The sequence below is a fragment of the Arthrospira sp. PCC 9901 genome (assembly GCF_059013425.1).
Map to the genome: position 1 here is coordinate 3,887,937 of NZ_CP102296.1, position 15,141 is coordinate 3,903,077.

Below are 15,141 nucleotides of genomic sequence, written 5' to 3' on the forward strand. Positions count from 1 at the left end.
TTGACAGGTAATCAGGATTATTATATGTACCATGCTGATGATTATTTAGCCGCCTATGATATCGACATTAACCGTGATGGGATTCAGCAACAGCGCCAATGGGCTTATCCTCGGTTATTTGATGATAAAATCAAGCGGTATAGAGAAGCAGTAGAAGCAGTTGAGGATATCCAAACCCAATGGTTTGATTTTTCGGGTTCGGTGGTGAAAATCGGACGCTTGGGGGAACTTTCCCCAGACCAGCAACAGCGGTTTGAGGCGACATTAAAGACTTTCTGTCCCTGGAAAAAAGGACCTTTTGAATTATTTGGAACGCTGATAGATGCGGAATGGCGATCGCATTTAAAATGGGAAAGAATTACCCCCCATATTCAGCCCCTCACACAGCGAAAAGTAGCAGATATTGGCTGCCATAATGGTTATTATATGTTTCGCATGGCAGACCAGCAACCCGATTGTGTAATTGGCTTTGAACCCTACGCCAAACACTTTTGGAACTTCCAACTAATGCAAAACCTAGTCCGTCAGGAAAACCTACATTTTGAATTATTAGGAGTCGAACATATAGATTATTATCCCCAATTTTTCGATACCATTTTCTGCTTAGGTATTCTCTATCACCACACCGACCCCATTGGTTTATTGCGAAAAATGCGGCAAGCCCTAGCCCCAAAAGGAGAAATCATCATCGACTGTCAGGGTATCCCCGGAGAAAAAGCGATCGCCCTCACCCCTCGCCAACGTTACGCCAACGCCAAAGGAATTTGGTTTCTCCCCACCCAGTCCTGTTTAGAAACCTGGATGATTAGGGCAGGATTTACTAAAGTTCGCTGTATTTTCGCCTCACCTTTATCAGTAGAAGAACAACGCCGGACTCCCTGGGCTAATATCGACAGTTTACAGGAGTTTCTCAACCCCAAAAATCCCCAAGAAACCATGGAAGGATACCCCGCCCCGTGGAGATATTATGCGATCGCCCAACGGGGGTAATTACTGTCAACCGCTATGATTTGGGGCGAGTTTAGCCAGATTGGCGACCAACTAAAAAGCTGTCGATATCACCCGCCCCTAAACCAGGTGATTACTAATCCTTAGCGAGTATTGCCGGACTAGAAATCACATCAACAGTTGCCACAGTTTCCGCCTGAGAAATAGCCGCCTGTTGGAATAGGGGACTACGGCTCACAGAATCATTAGCCAGGGTAAACAAAGGATTAGATAAAATCCCCGCCAGAGAGGTGACAATTACCGACAAAACCAAACCCACCTGTAAGGGACGCATCCCCGGCAAATTCCAGCGAATTGGCGGATAATTTTTCACCACATCAGACATTTCGTGAGGTTCCTTAACCACCATCATTTTCACTACCCGAATGTAGTAGTAAATCGAAACCACACTGGTAACTAAACCCAGTAAAACCAGGGCATATAACCCCGCTTGCCAACCAGCCCAGAATAGATAAATTTTCCCAAAAAATCCAGCCAGGGGAGGAATACCACCCAAAGACAACAGACAAATACTCAACCCCAAAGTTAGTAGGGGGTCTTTTTGATACAAACCGCTATATTCACTAATTTGGTCTGTACCTGTCCGCAGAGAGAACAGAATCACGCAGGTAAAACCGCCCAAGTTCATAAACAGGTAAATCAACAGGTAAAATACCATGCTGGAATAACCCGCATCAGTTCCGGCAATTAACCCAATCATGACAAACCCAGCCTGGGCGATGGAAGAATAAGCCAACATCCGTTTCATGCTGGTTTGGGCTAGGGCGACCACATTTCCTAAGATCATACTCAGGATAGCTAGGGCGGTAAACACAAAGTGCCACTGTTCGGACAATACAGGGAAAGCATTTAATAACAGACGGATTGCCAAAGCAAACCCGGCAGCCTTAGACCCCACCGATAGAAATGCCACCACAGGAGTTGGTGAACCTTCATAGACATCAGGAGTCCACTGGTGGAAAGGAACCGCCGATATTTTAAACGAAATTCCCGCAATTACAAATACTAAAGCAATTACCAGCCCCAGAGATTCACCTACTCCATTATTAGTAATGGCTTGGGCGATCGCATTTAGGTTAGTTTCACCGCCAGATAAACCATACAGCAACGATAAACCATACAGGAACACGGCCGCACTAGCTGCCCCAATTAGCAGATATTTCAGCGCCGCCTCATTAGACCGAGGGTCTCGTTTAGCGTATCCTGTCAGCATATAAGAGGAAATACTGAGGGTTTCCAGGGAGACGAAGATCATCACCAACTCATTAGCCCCAGACAGGAACATCCCCCCCAGAGTCGCTGTCAGCAAAATACAAATAAATTCTGCTAAAGCGGTTCCCGTTTGTTCAATATAGCTAACGGACATCAAAATTGTCACCGCGGCCGACAGGGCAATAATTCCCCGGAATACTATACTCAGAGGATCAGCATTAAAACTCCCCAAAAACGCTAGGGTGTTGGTATTATCCCATTGGGAGTATAAAGCCACGATAGACAGCAGCAACCCACCAATGGCGGCATATGGTGTCCATTTAGCAGATGCTGTCCGCCCTACAATTAAATCACCGATCAAGACCACCATCAAAGTGATCAATACAATACTTTCTGGTAAAATCGCCCCAGCATTCAACTGGGCTGCTAGATTAGAAAAATCCATAGGTTCCCACAGCAATTAAATTCACACACTGATACATTTGGCCCCTAGGGGACAGTCTTGGGTCTGTTAGCTTTCCGATTTTACCACCTGTTGGGTCTGATACATTTACGCGACATTTTTCCGGTTGTTCCCGGACAATGCAACGATAGCACTATTACCCGTTAAGGTAACAGAGGCGGTATCCCGCAAAGCTTTTAGAAAGATTCCAAAAGCACCGTTCCAGTCCCGTGGTAGAGTGAACCCGCACTCCGGACATCGGAACACTTTTGAGCCACCTAGCTGGGAATGGACATGACCACAGTGAGTACAGGTTTTGCTGGTGTATTCTTCGGTCACATCTACAACTGTTCAGTTATTTCCCCTTGATGTCTCAGGGTTAGTTTGAATCGATAATGCGCCCATTTCAGCATGGCGCGGGCAGTCTTAGACCTGATTAGACGCTTCACCTTGGCAACCATATTGGAAGTCTCGAAGGGGGGCAAAAAAATCAGGCTGTGTTATGGGATGGCCAGGGATGCGACCCAATCAACCAAGGGGTTGAAGTCCTCACCGGGTAGTTATTTCGCCCATTTCAGCTCGATTTCATACCCGAAGGTCTCGCACCATACTTGGTATTATACCGTATTGCCGTAAAATGTTAACCTAATTTGAGATTAAATCATGCTCTTTATCTTCCTACCGGAACCCAAGACTGTAGGGGCGGGTTCTGGGGTCAATTACATTGGATACCAGGATATTGGTAAACCCGCCCCACCCACGCCATAAACACTGGGGTCAATTACATTGGATACCAGGATATTGGTAAACCCGCCCCACCCACGCCATAAACACTGGGGTCAATTACATTGGATACCAGGATATTGGTAAACCCGCCCCACCCACCCCATAAACACTGGGGTCAATTACATTGGATACCAGGATATTGGTAAACCCGCCCCACCCACCCCATAAACACTGGGGTCAATTACATTGGATACCAGGATATTGGTAAACCCGCCCCACCCACCCGATATTATCGATTGCCAATTCTCGATTATTCTCGGATAGTTGATTAAGCAGATAATCGAGTTGTGTATTATGATATCAATAGTTGCCCACAAATCACTATTATCTAAAGCCGGGATAATTTTATGATCGAAATTCGGCCTAGTGGCGATCGCGGCCAAGTAAAGTTAGACTGGCTAGATAGTCGCCATACCTTTTCCTTTGGTCAATATTATGATCCCAATCATATTAGTTTCGCTACCCTGCGAGTAATTAATGAGGACCATATCCAACCCAGAGGCGGATTTAAAACCCACTCCCATCAAGATATGGAAATCATTACCTATGTGTTATCGGGGACCCTAGAACACCAAGATAGCCTCGGTAATGGTTCGGTAATTCGACCGGGAGAAGTGCAACGGATGACTGCAGGAACTGGCATTTATCATAGCGAATTTAATGGGTCGGAAACTCAACCAGTTCACCTGTTGCAAATTTGGATTATTCCTAATGAAAAGGGACTCCCCCCTAGTTATGAACAAAAAGCCTTTTCTGAGGCTGAACAGTGGGGTCAACTGCAATTATTAGGTTCTCCTGACGGTCGGAATGGTTCGGTCACTATTCATCAAGATGTGGAACTATATGGGGCTAAATTAACTACCGAAGATGACCAGATAAATTATACCATAAAACCGGGAAGAGTTGCCTGGATTCAAATAGCTAGGGGTTCGGTAGTTTTAGGCGATCGCACTCTCAGTCAGGGAGATGGAGTCGCCATAACTCCCGCCGCCGATGAACCCTATATAATCCCATTAACCGGCACATCAGACCCGGCGGAAATCCTGCTATTTGATTTAGCCGTATTCTCAGATTATACCAACTAGAATATCATGGAAACAACACCGAAAATTTTAGCATTTGCTGGCAGTAAACGCGAGGCTTCTTTGCACAAAAAACTGGTCAAAATTGCTACCGAAGGAGCAAGACAAGCCGGGGCGGAAGTTACTTTTATCGACTTCCAAGATTTGCCGATGCCCCTGTTTGACCAAGACTTACAAGACCGGGAAGGATTACCGGAAACGGTGCTGCAATTTAAGCAATTATTAAAAACCCATCACGGCTTTTTAATTGCATCTCCAGAATACAACAGTTCAATTACTCCTTTACTGAAAAATGCGATTGATTGGGCTTCCCGTTCAGAACCGGGAGAACCCCCTTTAGCCTTAACCTGTTTTCGCGGAAAAGTAGCTGCTTTAATGGCAACTTCTCCGGGTGGTTTAGGAGGTTTAAGAGGCTTGTTTCATGTGCGGTCTATTTTAGAAAGTATTGGTGTCTTAGTAATTCCCGAACAGAAGACTTTACCCAATGGCTATCAGATTTTTGACACCGATGGCAATCTGAAAGATGAACAACAACAGCAAGATGTGTTAAAATTAGGAGAGAGCCTAACTGCCCTACTTAAAAAATTGCTGTAAATATCCCCTGGAAATGGGGGTGCGTCAGAGATGATTTCCGCCTGACTTTCTGCTTCAGGTCTGACGCTACCCCGAAGGGATGCCTATCTGGATTTAGTCAAAATGGTAATAAACTCAGATGAGTTTTGAAATAAGCGCTGAACCTCTAAGGGAAAATTAAGGTGGTTTTTCAGGGAAACCAAGAAATCTAAAAAGTCCCGAGACTCCCACACATGGAAATGAATGCTATAATCGCGTTTAATTAACTTTTTGACAATATCCTGAACCTGAGATTTATCAGTTTCTTTAAGCACTAATTCCGCCCATTCTTGATAGTGACTGACCTTAGAATTTTCGGGGCCTTCCTGATAATCTTTCAACAGATGTTCAAAGGAAGTAATAGGCCGATCGCTATCAAAAGAGTAGCGTTTGTCGGGAACCGCCAGATAGAGAATCCCGCCTTTTTTGATAACCCGGAGTAGATTGTCAATGGTGGTAATCGGGTCTTGACAATGTTCAATAAAATGATTAGCAATGACAAAATCCTGGCTGGCTTCCTCAACAGTTTGGAGATGTTCTCCATTGTCAATAATATCAACCTCAACTAGAGGTTCATCAGCCAACTCAGGATAATGCCGTCTGAGGTCTGGTACCGAGAGGCGATCGACATATTTAATTCTGGCAGTTTCTGGTAAAGCTAGAGGGTGATTAAGCGCCCCCACTTCAATGCCATCTCCATGGAGATACTGATTAGCAAAAAATCTACGATACTGATAAAGTAAGGGTTCCGCCTCTATAGTTTCCGTTGACATGGTTTCAATCGCCAAAATACTGTCGGGGATGTGGTGATTGTAGCTGAATTTAGTGTACGATCGCTAGAGAAATTGGCCATTGAGGAAATAGTAAATAGTGGTAATGGAAACCGGAGGGAGTCCTTGGTCTTTGACCCCAGATGAAACTAAAGCGATCGCACCGCCGCCGCACTTTATAATTATCGGAACCCAGAAAGGCGGGACAAATTCTCTGTATCAGTATCTCTGTCAACATCCGCAAATTATCCCCGCAGCCAGCAAAGAAATTCACTATTTCACCCTCAACTACCATCAACCACCCCAGTGGTATCAATCCCAATTTCCCCGCCTACCTCACCCCCAGCAACTAACTGGGGAAGGGTCGCCCTATTATTTATATCATCCCGCAGTTCCCCAGAGACTGCACCAGTATTCTCCCCAGGTGAAACTAATTGTGCTACTGAGGAACCCCGTAGACCGGGCCATTTCTCACTATTACTGGGAAGTGAAGCTAGGCTGTGAACCCCTATCCTTAGAAAAAGCGATCGCAGCCGAAGCCGGGCGGCTGAAAGGGGAACAAGAAAAACTCAGCGCCAACGGAACCTATTACAGTTTCAACCATCAACACTATAGTTACCTTGACCGAGGTATCTATGTCCAACAATTACAAAGATGGATGGCCATATTTCCCAGAGCCCAATTTCTGATTATCCGCAGTGAAGATCTATACACCCACCCCGACACCGTAGTTAACCAAGTATTTAACTTCCTAGACCTTCCCCCTTATCACCAAGGCAACTACAATCGCTACAATGCTGGGAACTATTCCCCAGTTTCCCCGCAGTTGCGCGAACAATTGGAGGCTTACTTCCAACCCTACAATCTCAAACTACGAGAATTTCTAGAGCCAAGATTTAGGTTGGGATAGTCACGAGAAGTTAAACCTGTCAACTTTACCCCCCCAGGAGGTTAAACCCAAAACCGTGAGCGATACCATGAAAATAGACTATGAAGGCGCTTGGGATGACTACGCCCAAACGTGGGTAAGTACCAACCCCGACTTTAATCATATCGGTGATGAGTGGATTGGTAAAGCAGCAGGAGCCGCCCAATCACGGGCTGAGTATGAGCAAATTATAGAAAATACATTTATCGCCCCGTATATCCAGAAACAGCATAGAGTGCTAGAAATTGGCATTGGCGGCGGTAAAACAGCAGCCCTACTGCTGAAATATTGCGATCGCCTTACCTGTGCGGATATCTCCCATGAAATGTTAAAAGCTACCCGCGATCGCCTGGGAGAAGACAGAGTAAACTATGTAAAACTAGATGGCATTACCCTAGACCGCATTCCGCCAGCCTCGCTGGATGTATGTTTCTGTTATGACACCATGGTTCACATCGAACCCCGTGATATTTTTAACTATCTAACCCGCATTCCACCCCTACTAAAAGGCGATCGCCTGTGTATATTCCACCACACCAACACCCTCAGTGACCTCGGTTGGCAGAAATTCCTAGTAGATTGGGATCAGAACCTGCTGGGACGTAGACAAGGAACCGCCTTTTCCATAATGACCGACAACCTGATGGCTAAATTTCTCAGCCATATCGGCTACGAAATCTTACACAAAGACACCACCACCGTACCCCGTGACTGCGTTTGGATCTGTCGCGCCCCCGTTTCCCCCACAGTCAGTATCACTTCATAGCCCAACTATTCCTTGATTATGCGAGCATTATTCCTACATCCCAACTTTCCCGCCCAATATCGACATATTATCACCGCCCTGGGTGCAGACCCCAATAATCAAATCATTTTCGGTACCAAATACGAACGCCCAGAATGGAAAATTCCCGGAGTTACTAAAGCCCTATTCAGCCCCAACCGCGAGAGCGCCCCCGAAACTCACCAATATTTGCGGGGAATAGAAAGTGCTGTAATATATGGTCAAGCCGTCTATCGGATGGCTGAGAAACTCAAATCCATGGGTTTTGTTCCCGATATCGTCTGCGGTCACTCCGGTTGGGGTCCCACCCTCTTCATCAAAGAGGCTTTTCCCGATACCCCTTTACTGTGTTATTTCGAGTGGTTTTATAAGGCTAAAGGTTCCGATGCCGACTTTGACCCCGCCGACCCCCTCACCGTTGATGATATGGCTAGGATTAGAGTCAAAAATTGCCCGATTTTAATTGACCTATACTCCTGTGATTGGGGGATTTCACCCACCTATTGGCAGCGATCGCAATTTCCCTCGGAACTCCAATCGAAAATCTCCGTCATTCATGACGGCGTAGATACCACCTACTTTAAACCCGACCCCAGCGCTAAATTGGTACTACCTAATTTAGACTTGAGTCAAGTTGATGAGATAGTCACCTATGTAGCGCGTGGTATGGAACCTTATAGGGGTTTTCCAGAATTTATCGAAGCCGTGGCGTACATACAGGAAAGACGACCAAACTGCCATGTGGTAGTTGTCGGATCCGAGAGAGTTTGCTACGGTAAATCCTTACCCAATGGCATGAGTTACAAAGACAAAATGCTGGCTCAGATCCCCCTGGATCTATCTAGGATTCACTTTGTCGGTCCCTTGCCCTATGGCCAATACCTGAAAGTGATTCAAGCCTCTGCAGTCCATGTATACTTAACTCGACCCTTTGTATTGTCTTGGTCTATGATAGAAAGCCTTTCCACCGGTTGTCTAGTCATTGGTTCCGACACCCCCCCTATTCGGGAGGTGATTCAAGATGGCTACAACGGCTTACTGGTCGATTTCTTTTCCCCCAAACAAATCGCCGACCGGGTTGATGAGGTATTAGACCACCCCAACCGCATGGCAGATTTGCGAGTCCGAGCCAGGGAAACAGTCCTAGATCGTTATGATCTGTCCAAATTGTTGTCAAAACAACTGCAACTGATCGAACAAGTCGCTCAAAAATCCCTGCCCACCTCTGGGGAACAGATTTCCTCCCAGCCAGTCATTGCATAGGCGATCGAGGTTTCCCTAACCCGAAACTTTGACCCCAGATTATCTAATTTTGCTACAGCAAAGTTAGTGGTCAGAAATAACATATAATTCCCATCAAATAGACCTTTGACTAGACGAAAAAAGGAGGAGTTCCCGGCAATAAAATCAAATCTCAACCAAATCTTATCGGATGCTTATAACTCCTTTTTTGGCTGAAACTGCCTGAAATAAGGGGTGATAAGGAACATAGTAGGGATATATTTCGTCCCAACAGCAAGAGTACCCAAGATAATCTTTAAGAGTAATGATTACCAGACAATTCTGGAGAAATTGACCCAAGAACCAATCATAATACACCCAAGCAATCCTAACCACACTACAGACATTGTAGACAGAACAGTGGGGAAGGGACTAGACTTGCTGACGGTAAAAAGGTTAAACTACTGCGGAACAATCTCTGGTGTTTCAGGCAGTGTCTGTAGTCCCAACGGATCAAAAAACATCATTGCGGAGGAGTGAAACAAAATGACATCTGGAAGAGGTCCAACCTTTTTAACTAGCGGACCTGATCAATATAATCAGGACGCACCTTTTGCCCCTAGACCGGACACAATCCTGGGTCTTGGAGGAAACGACACGATTACCACCTCAACCCTGGGGGGTACTTTGGTTTATGGAGATAGCCTAGTTGGCAGTGACGTTAGTGGAAATGATGTCCTGGTAGCTCGTGGCCAAGGTGATACCCTATTTGGTGGCCCTGGTAATGACTCTCTGTTAGGTCGTGCTGCTGGGGTGGCTTTAGTGGGTGGAGACGGTCGCGATACCATCGTCGCTGAACTACCAGCAACCCTGTATGGAGGAGCCGGAAGAGACTTGCTAGTTGCAGTCGCTGGCGGCAACCTCATGTTTGGGAATCAGGATGAAGACACGATATTAGGTGGTTTACAGGGTAATGACACCATCTACGGGGGTAAAGGAGATGACCTAATCGGTTTCTACAGCGCCTCTGGTCAGAGCAATGTTGGTCTAGTGGTTCCCCCTGCTGTTGGTGGTGCTAACCAAGGTAACAACTGGGTTAACGGCAACATTGGCAATGACACGATTGTTGGGATCAACACCGGAGATAGTCTCTATGGTGGTCAAGATAATGACTCAATTGTGGGAGTTGGCAGCCTATCGTACCTTTCTGGGGATGAAGGTAACGACACCCTAAGAATTCAAAACCCCACAGGGTCTATTAGCCCCTTTGATCCTCAGACTGCCTTGGTTGGTGTCACCCAAGTAACCATGATGGGTGGTGCTGGTAATGATTCAATTATGGGTCCCATCGGCAGATTCGGAGAAGGCCAGAACTTCCTAGATGGTGGTCCTGGTAACGATACGATTATGAGTTTTGCCGCTGAGGATACCCTATTGGGCGGCGAGGGAGATGACTTCCTATCCACTAACACTTCAGCGCAACTAACCACCCAGGGTATTAATAGTTCCCTATCAGGTTTTGCGGGAGGTAGCGTCCTAGATGGTGGTCCTGGTAACGATACCTTGGTATCTATATTTGGCAGTGACTCCCTATTTGGTGGTGAAGGCAATGATAGCCTGCTGGGGCGACGCTTCAGTATCATGGACGGTGGCGATGGCAACAACACCCTGAACGGTGGCGAGTGGTTGCGTACCGGTACTACTCCCCTAGAGGTTAGCCTGTTTGGTGGTGCTGGTAATGACTTAATTATCGGCGCACAAGGTACTATCACTAACGTTATCGCTGGTGGGGCTGGTGACGATACCATTGTGTTAGGAACCACCAATGACATCCTGTTATCTGATACTGCCAATATGCTGGGTAATGACAGTATCACGGCAGCTAATGTTGAATTCTTTAACGAAGGTAATGAGGGCGTAAGCATTACCAACCTTGAGGGTAACAATACCGTTGAGGGTAGTGAGCGCAATGACCTGATTATCACCGGATCAGGTAATGACCTCCTCTTAGGTGGCGCTGGCGATGATACTCTCCTCGGTGGAGGTGGTAATGACTTCCTCTTCGGTGGTAGCGGTAATGATTTACTCGATGGTGGACCTGGAGATGATACCCTCGAAGGTGGCTTCGGTGTTAACACCTTAGTTGGTGGTGAGGGTAACAACCAGTTCTTCTATCGCTTCAGTGATGCGGTTAAAACCACTGGTGCGGACTTTATTACGGACTTTAATCAGAGTGGTGATGACCGCATGGTGTTTGTCAGAGACGCTAGTGTTGGTGGCTTTGGCTTTGCTCTGGTTCCGGGAATCAGCACCAATGAACTTGGACCGAACCAGTTTATTTACTTGCCAACTGGACTTTATCGCGATGCGGATGCGAACATTAATACTCCAGTGCTAATTTATGAACAAGCATCTGGTGTGCTGAAGTACGATGAAAACGGCAGTCTGGACGGAGGAGTATTTCCTGTTGCTCAGTTCGGTCAACTGCCGGATGGAACCTTCCCGCGTATTAACGCCAATGACATTCTGATTCTGTAGTGACATGAGGGTTGAGGAGCGATAGGCGATTGGGGGTGGCGTAAGCTACCAAAAACCAAAAGCGATCGCTTCTATCCCTGAAAAAGGCAAGACCTCAATCAATTCCCCCTATTCGGGGGAATTTTATTTTTATTTCGGAATTAACTGGTCATTTGTGGGCTACAATCGGGGAATGCTTAATCTAACTTACGAGTGTAAATTATGGCATGACCTACAGCCTCAGAGTTGCGGATATCCCTACGAGTGAGAGACCCCGTGAAAGATTAATGGCTTTGGGACCCCAAAGCCTCTCTACGGCAGAATTAATAGCGATTTTGCTGGGAACAGGTCAGGGAAAAGGGAAACTCTCGTCGGTTGGTCTGGGACAATACATATTAAAGGAACTCAGCCAGTGTGAGGAAGATCCCCTTTCGATGATGCGAAATATCAGCGTCGGGGAACTTACTCAAATTCACGGAGTAGGTCCGGCTAAGGCTACTACTATCCTAGCTGCGATCGAATTGGGAAAGCGAGTCTTTCTATCTAAACCCCCGGAATTGACGGTCATTGACAGTCCCCTGGTGGCTGCTAATGCTCTCAGCCATAATTTGATGTGGCAGACACAAGAAAGATTTGCTATCTTGTTAATGGATGTGAAAAACCGCCTATTGGGAACTAAGCTGTTGACCATAGGAACGGCTACAGAAACCCTGGCTCATCCCCGTGACATTTTCCGGGAGGTACTCAAACACAATGCCACCCGTCTGATTATTGCTCATAATCACCCTTCAGGAAATGTTGAACCTAGTTATCAAGATATTGAGTTGACCCGCCAACTTCTGGAAGGGGGTCAATTATTGTCTTTACCTATCCTGGACCACCTGATTTTGGGGAATGGTAATTATGGGAGTATTCGCCAAACGACAAAGTTATGGGAAGAATACCCCCAAGGAGACTAGGGAATTATTTGTCGGAAATGGGGACTGATTCATTAATCAGTAAACCGACGGGGAAATACTGGAGAATTTGACTTACGAGAATGTTGGGACTGGCGGCTATGTCATGATTGACGATCGCTTCATGCCAATTGGACCCACTACCTTCTGGAACAATTATAGCGGTATCTCCCCAAATATCACCTAGGGGAAATTGAGGGGGTTCTATAATATCGGTCAAAAACCTGGGTACAATGGCGATCGCTGTCTGTTTACCATGACTGCGCGCAAAGGCAATAATGCGATCGCTATATTTACCAGTTACGGCTACAGGTTGATAGTCTCCCTGTTGGAATACCTCGAGATATTCCTGTCTGGCTTGTAAAACCCGCGCAATTAAAAACAACTTTAAACGACCATCTTCCCAAGTCGCCATTAAATCATCAATTAAATTCTCCATTCCGGTGCGCGATCGTCGCTTAATTTCCTGGAGATAGGACAGGCGACCATCAAAATCGACGGGACGACGGTTATCTGGATCAACTAAACTTAAATCCCATAATTCTGTCCCCTGATAAATATCGGGTAGTCCAGGACTGATTAACTTGAGTAGAGTCTGAGACAGGGAATTAAACACCCCATAAAAAGCGACTTTTTCTTGGAAGGGTCGGAACTCCTGCCAAAATTTATTATCCTCGGAGAAATCCAGGATTTGCTCGACAAAATTCACAAAGCCATTTTCATAATCAGTATCTGGTCGTAACCAAGCCGTATGTACTTTAGCTTCCCGGACTGCTTTAACGACATAATCTTTAATCCGTTGGATATACTCAGGATATTCTTCTTCTAGGAAGGGGAAAGAACCGACCAAAGTCTGATAGAGGAAATATTCATCATTGCGATCGGGAATTATCTTGCTATCAATTTTGGTTTTATGAACAAGGTTCAACTGTGACCAAACCTTCACCCTTTCTTCCCACTGATCAGGTATTTCTGAAATCACATTTAAACGCGATCGGACATCTTCCCCTCGCTTGGTGTCATGGGTAGCCGTCGCATTCATGGCATGGGGCCAACTGTGCAGACGTTGCTGATTAAACTCGTGGAATTTTTCCTGAGAAATACCGAAATGATTAGGCGCACCTCCCACCTCATTTAACGCCAAAAATCGGTAATAAACATAAAACAGAGTATCTTCAATTCCCTTAGCCGTTAACGGACCGGAAAACTGCTGCAATTTCATCACAAAACGCAGCCACAACTGTTGATTTTCCTCACTCAAAAACTCATCATAATCAAGAAACAGGAACTTTTCTATCAAATTAAGCTCATTCAAAAGTTCCGGCAATTTCCCCTTAGCTTCCCGAATCGCCTGTTGCACATAGGCGCGGTCATCGTCTCCCACACCTTCCTGATTAATATAAGTCCGATAGACCGGAAACCTGACCAAAAACTCCATAATCGCAGTTTTTAGACCTGCTAAAGTGAAATCTCGTCCGTAGCGATAATCACCACAAACTTGCTTGAGTAACTGTGCCAAATTATCAGCATCTCCCGCCAAATTCTTATCAGCAATTAGCCGTTTTTTCGCCACCAATAACTCATTATAATCTCGGTTAAGTCCAGTCATTTCGGCATAGATTTGATTAAACCTTTCCTGATTTTTACTCTGGCAAAATAAGCCATTGACATAATTCAAAAACTCATAACCACTGGTTCCTTGAATCGGCCAGTTAGCGGGTAATTTTTCGTCTAATTCCAGGATTTTTTCAACGACAATATAAATCTCTCCGGTTTTTTCCCGCAGCCACCGAAGATATTGAACTGGGTTATAAAGTCCATCAATATGGTCAATTCTTAATCCGGTAAATTTACCGGACTTGACCAACTCACCAATTAAATCATGGGTGCGTTGAAAAACCTTATAATCTTCGACCCTAACACAAATCAATTCATTAACGGTAAAAAAGCGGCGATAGTTTAATTCTTCTGCGCCGACCTTCCAAAATGACAGGCGGAAAAATTGATAAGATAACAGGTTATCCAAGAGATTAAAACTCTCCCTTTTCCCGGTATCCCCATTAAAGAAATCGAGATTTTCGTCAATGAATTTCTGAATCTCTGGATTATCTTGATAAATTTCCCACAGCAGTTTTTTGACAAATTCCGCCTGGTCTCGTCGCTGCTGGCTAGAGGTTTCGGAGGGAATATTTTTGAGGATATACAGAACCCCTAATAACTTAATGACATCAGGGTGACGGTTTCCTAGGGTTTGGGAAAGGGTGTTAATTTTATGGCTGATGAGGGTAGCATAGGATTCAATTCTGAGGGGGAATTTGAGATGGTAATAATTGACACTTAACCCGGATTCATTATAGGAAAGTTTCAACTCTCCGTTTTCTAAACAGTTGCCATAAAAGTCTCCCAATAATGGCGCTAGGACTCGTCCTTTGATGTTTTCATAAGCCTGATCCCAATCAATTTCAAAATAATCAAAATATTCGGAATCTGGCCCATGTTCTAACACATCCATCAATAGCTTATTTTCGCTATCATAGGCCATGTGGTTAGGGACGATATCTTGAACCCATCCCATGTCGCGTTTTTGGATTTCTTCGATTAACTCATCAAAGGTTTCTGGGGAACCTAATTCGGGGTTAATTTGGTTGGGGTCAACGACATCATAACCATGGGTACTACCACTTCTGGCTTTAAAAATTGGGGAAGCATAGATATCGGAAATGCCTAATTCTTGCAGGTAAGGCAGAATTTTTTGGGCATCTTCAAAATCAAAATTAGGGTTAAATTGGATTCTGTAGGTAGCAACAGGAATACGCATAATTT

At 45.4% G+C, this 15,141-nt stretch carries 11 protein-coding genes and 1 pseudogene; 8 read left to right on the forward strand and 4 right to left on the reverse strand.

The genetic code is table 11. The annotated features are described in order from the left end of the window. On the forward strand, positions 1 to 990 hold the full coding sequence (gene cmoB / locus NLZ44_RS17240) for a tRNA 5-methoxyuridine(34)/uridine 5-oxyacetic acid(34) synthase CmoB (RefSeq protein WP_493750572.1): 990 nt from the start codon (positions 1 to 3) through the stop codon (positions 988 to 990). 94 nt (positions 991 to 1,084) lie between these two features. Here the strand turns inward: cmoB and NLZ44_RS17245 are convergent, their stop codons facing one another. Continuing rightward, positions 1,085 to 2,665 carry an NAD(P)H-quinone oxidoreductase subunit N gene (locus NLZ44_RS17245; RefSeq protein WP_493750573.1) on the reverse strand — a complete coding sequence of 527 codons (1,581 nt, stop codon included), beginning with the start codon at positions 2,663 to 2,665 and terminating at the stop codon, positions 1,085 to 1,087. A 105-nt stretch (positions 2,666 to 2,770) separates the two neighbouring features. Further along, a pseudogene (locus NLZ44_RS17250) lies at positions 2,771 to 3,162 on the reverse strand (zinc ribbon domain-containing protein); the annotation flags it as partial. A gap of 633 nt (positions 3,163 to 3,795) precedes the next feature. Between NLZ44_RS17250 and NLZ44_RS17255 the strand changes: the two are divergent. Together NLZ44_RS17255 and NLZ44_RS17260 are read left to right on the forward strand one after the other, a co-directional pair. Beyond that, the gene (locus NLZ44_RS17255; protein ID WP_493750574.1) at positions 3,796 to 4,533 is read left to right on the forward strand and encodes a pirin family protein; all 738 of its coding nucleotides are present in this window, start codon (positions 3,796 to 3,798) and stop codon (positions 4,531 to 4,533) included. Positions 4,534 to 4,539: 6 nt separating this feature from the next. After that, positions 4,540 to 5,124: an NADPH-dependent FMN reductase gene (locus tag NLZ44_RS17260; RefSeq protein WP_493750575.1), complete on the forward strand. Its 585-nt coding sequence runs from the start codon at positions 4,540 to 4,542 to the stop codon at positions 5,122 to 5,124. 83 nt (positions 5,125 to 5,207) lie between these two features. On the opposite strand, the gene NLZ44_RS17265 is transcribed toward NLZ44_RS17260, so the two are convergent. Continuing rightward, positions 5,208 to 5,915, reverse strand: a complete 708-nt coding sequence (locus NLZ44_RS17265) for a methyltransferase domain-containing protein (protein WP_493750576.1) — start codon at positions 5,913 to 5,915, stop codon at positions 5,208 to 5,210. A 103-nt stretch (positions 5,916 to 6,018) separates the two neighbouring features. Here NLZ44_RS17265 and NLZ44_RS17270 point away from each other — a divergent pair, with 103 nt between their 5' ends. From NLZ44_RS17270 to radC, 5 genes are all read left to right on the forward strand, one after another. Then, complete coding sequence (locus tag NLZ44_RS17270) at positions 6,019 to 6,822, forward strand: sulfotransferase domain-containing protein (protein WP_493753025.1); 804 nt, start codon at positions 6,019 to 6,021, stop codon at positions 6,820 to 6,822. A 67-nt stretch (positions 6,823 to 6,889) separates the two neighbouring features. After that, complete coding sequence (locus NLZ44_RS17275) at positions 6,890 to 7,606, forward strand: class I SAM-dependent methyltransferase (RefSeq protein ID WP_035759987.1); 717 nt, start codon at positions 6,890 to 6,892, stop codon at positions 7,604 to 7,606. Positions 7,607 to 7,624: 18 nt separating this feature from the next. Continuing rightward, positions 7,625 to 8,887, forward strand: coding sequence for a glycosyltransferase family 4 protein (locus NLZ44_RS17280; RefSeq protein WP_493750577.1), 1,263 nt, complete (start codon positions 7,625 to 7,627; stop codon positions 8,885 to 8,887). Positions 8,888 to 9,391: 504 nt separating this feature from the next. After that, positions 9,392 to 11,383: a calcium-binding protein gene (locus tag NLZ44_RS17285; protein WP_493750578.1), complete on the forward strand. Its 1,992-nt coding sequence runs from the start codon at positions 9,392 to 9,394 to the stop codon at positions 11,381 to 11,383. A gap of 206 nt (positions 11,384 to 11,589) precedes the next feature. Next, complete coding sequence (gene radC, locus NLZ44_RS17290) at positions 11,590 to 12,321, forward strand: RadC family protein (protein WP_111892010.1); 732 nt, start codon at positions 11,590 to 11,592, stop codon at positions 12,319 to 12,321. A gap of 4 nt (positions 12,322 to 12,325) precedes the next feature. On the opposite strand, the gene treY is transcribed toward radC, so the two are convergent. Beyond that, complete coding sequence (treY, locus tag NLZ44_RS17295; protein WP_493750579.1) at positions 12,326 to 15,136, reverse strand: malto-oligosyltrehalose synthase; 2,811 nt, start codon at positions 15,134 to 15,136, stop codon at positions 12,326 to 12,328. Between the last annotated feature and the right edge of the window lie 5 nt (positions 15,137 to 15,141).

What these genes read in the sequence shown, in the direction of transcription:
- radC (WP_111892010.1), top strand. Translation starts at nt 11,590, where the DNA reads ATGACCTACAGCCTCAGAGTTGCGGATATCCCTACGAGTGAGAGACCC.
- NLZ44_RS17265 (WP_493750576.1), bottom strand. Translation starts at nt 5,915, where the DNA reads ATGTCAACGGAAACTATAGAGGCGGAACCCTTACTTTATCAGTATCGT.
- NLZ44_RS17285 (WP_493750578.1), top strand. Translation starts at nt 9,392, where the DNA reads ATGACATCTGGAAGAGGTCCAACCTTTTTAACTAGCGGACCTGATCAA.
- NLZ44_RS17275 (WP_035759987.1), top strand. Translation starts at nt 6,890, where the DNA reads ATGAAAATAGACTATGAAGGCGCTTGGGATGACTACGCCCAAACGTGG.
- NLZ44_RS17260 (WP_493750575.1), top strand. Translation starts at nt 4,540, where the DNA reads ATGGAAACAACACCGAAAATTTTAGCATTTGCTGGCAGTAAACGCGAG.
- NLZ44_RS17270 (WP_493753025.1), top strand. Translation starts at nt 6,019, where the DNA reads ATGGAAACCGGAGGGAGTCCTTGGTCTTTGACCCCAGATGAAACTAAA.
- NLZ44_RS17245 (WP_493750573.1), bottom strand. Translation starts at nt 2,665, where the DNA reads ATGGATTTTTCTAATCTAGCAGCCCAGTTGAATGCTGGGGCGATTTTA.
- treY (WP_493750579.1), bottom strand. Translation starts at nt 15,136, where the DNA reads ATGCGTATTCCTGTTGCTACCTACAGAATCCAATTTAACCCTAATTTT.
- NLZ44_RS17255 (WP_493750574.1), top strand. Translation starts at nt 3,796, where the DNA reads ATGATCGAAATTCGGCCTAGTGGCGATCGCGGCCAAGTAAAGTTAGAC.
- NLZ44_RS17280 (WP_493750577.1), top strand. Translation starts at nt 7,625, where the DNA reads ATGCGAGCATTATTCCTACATCCCAACTTTCCCGCCCAATATCGACAT.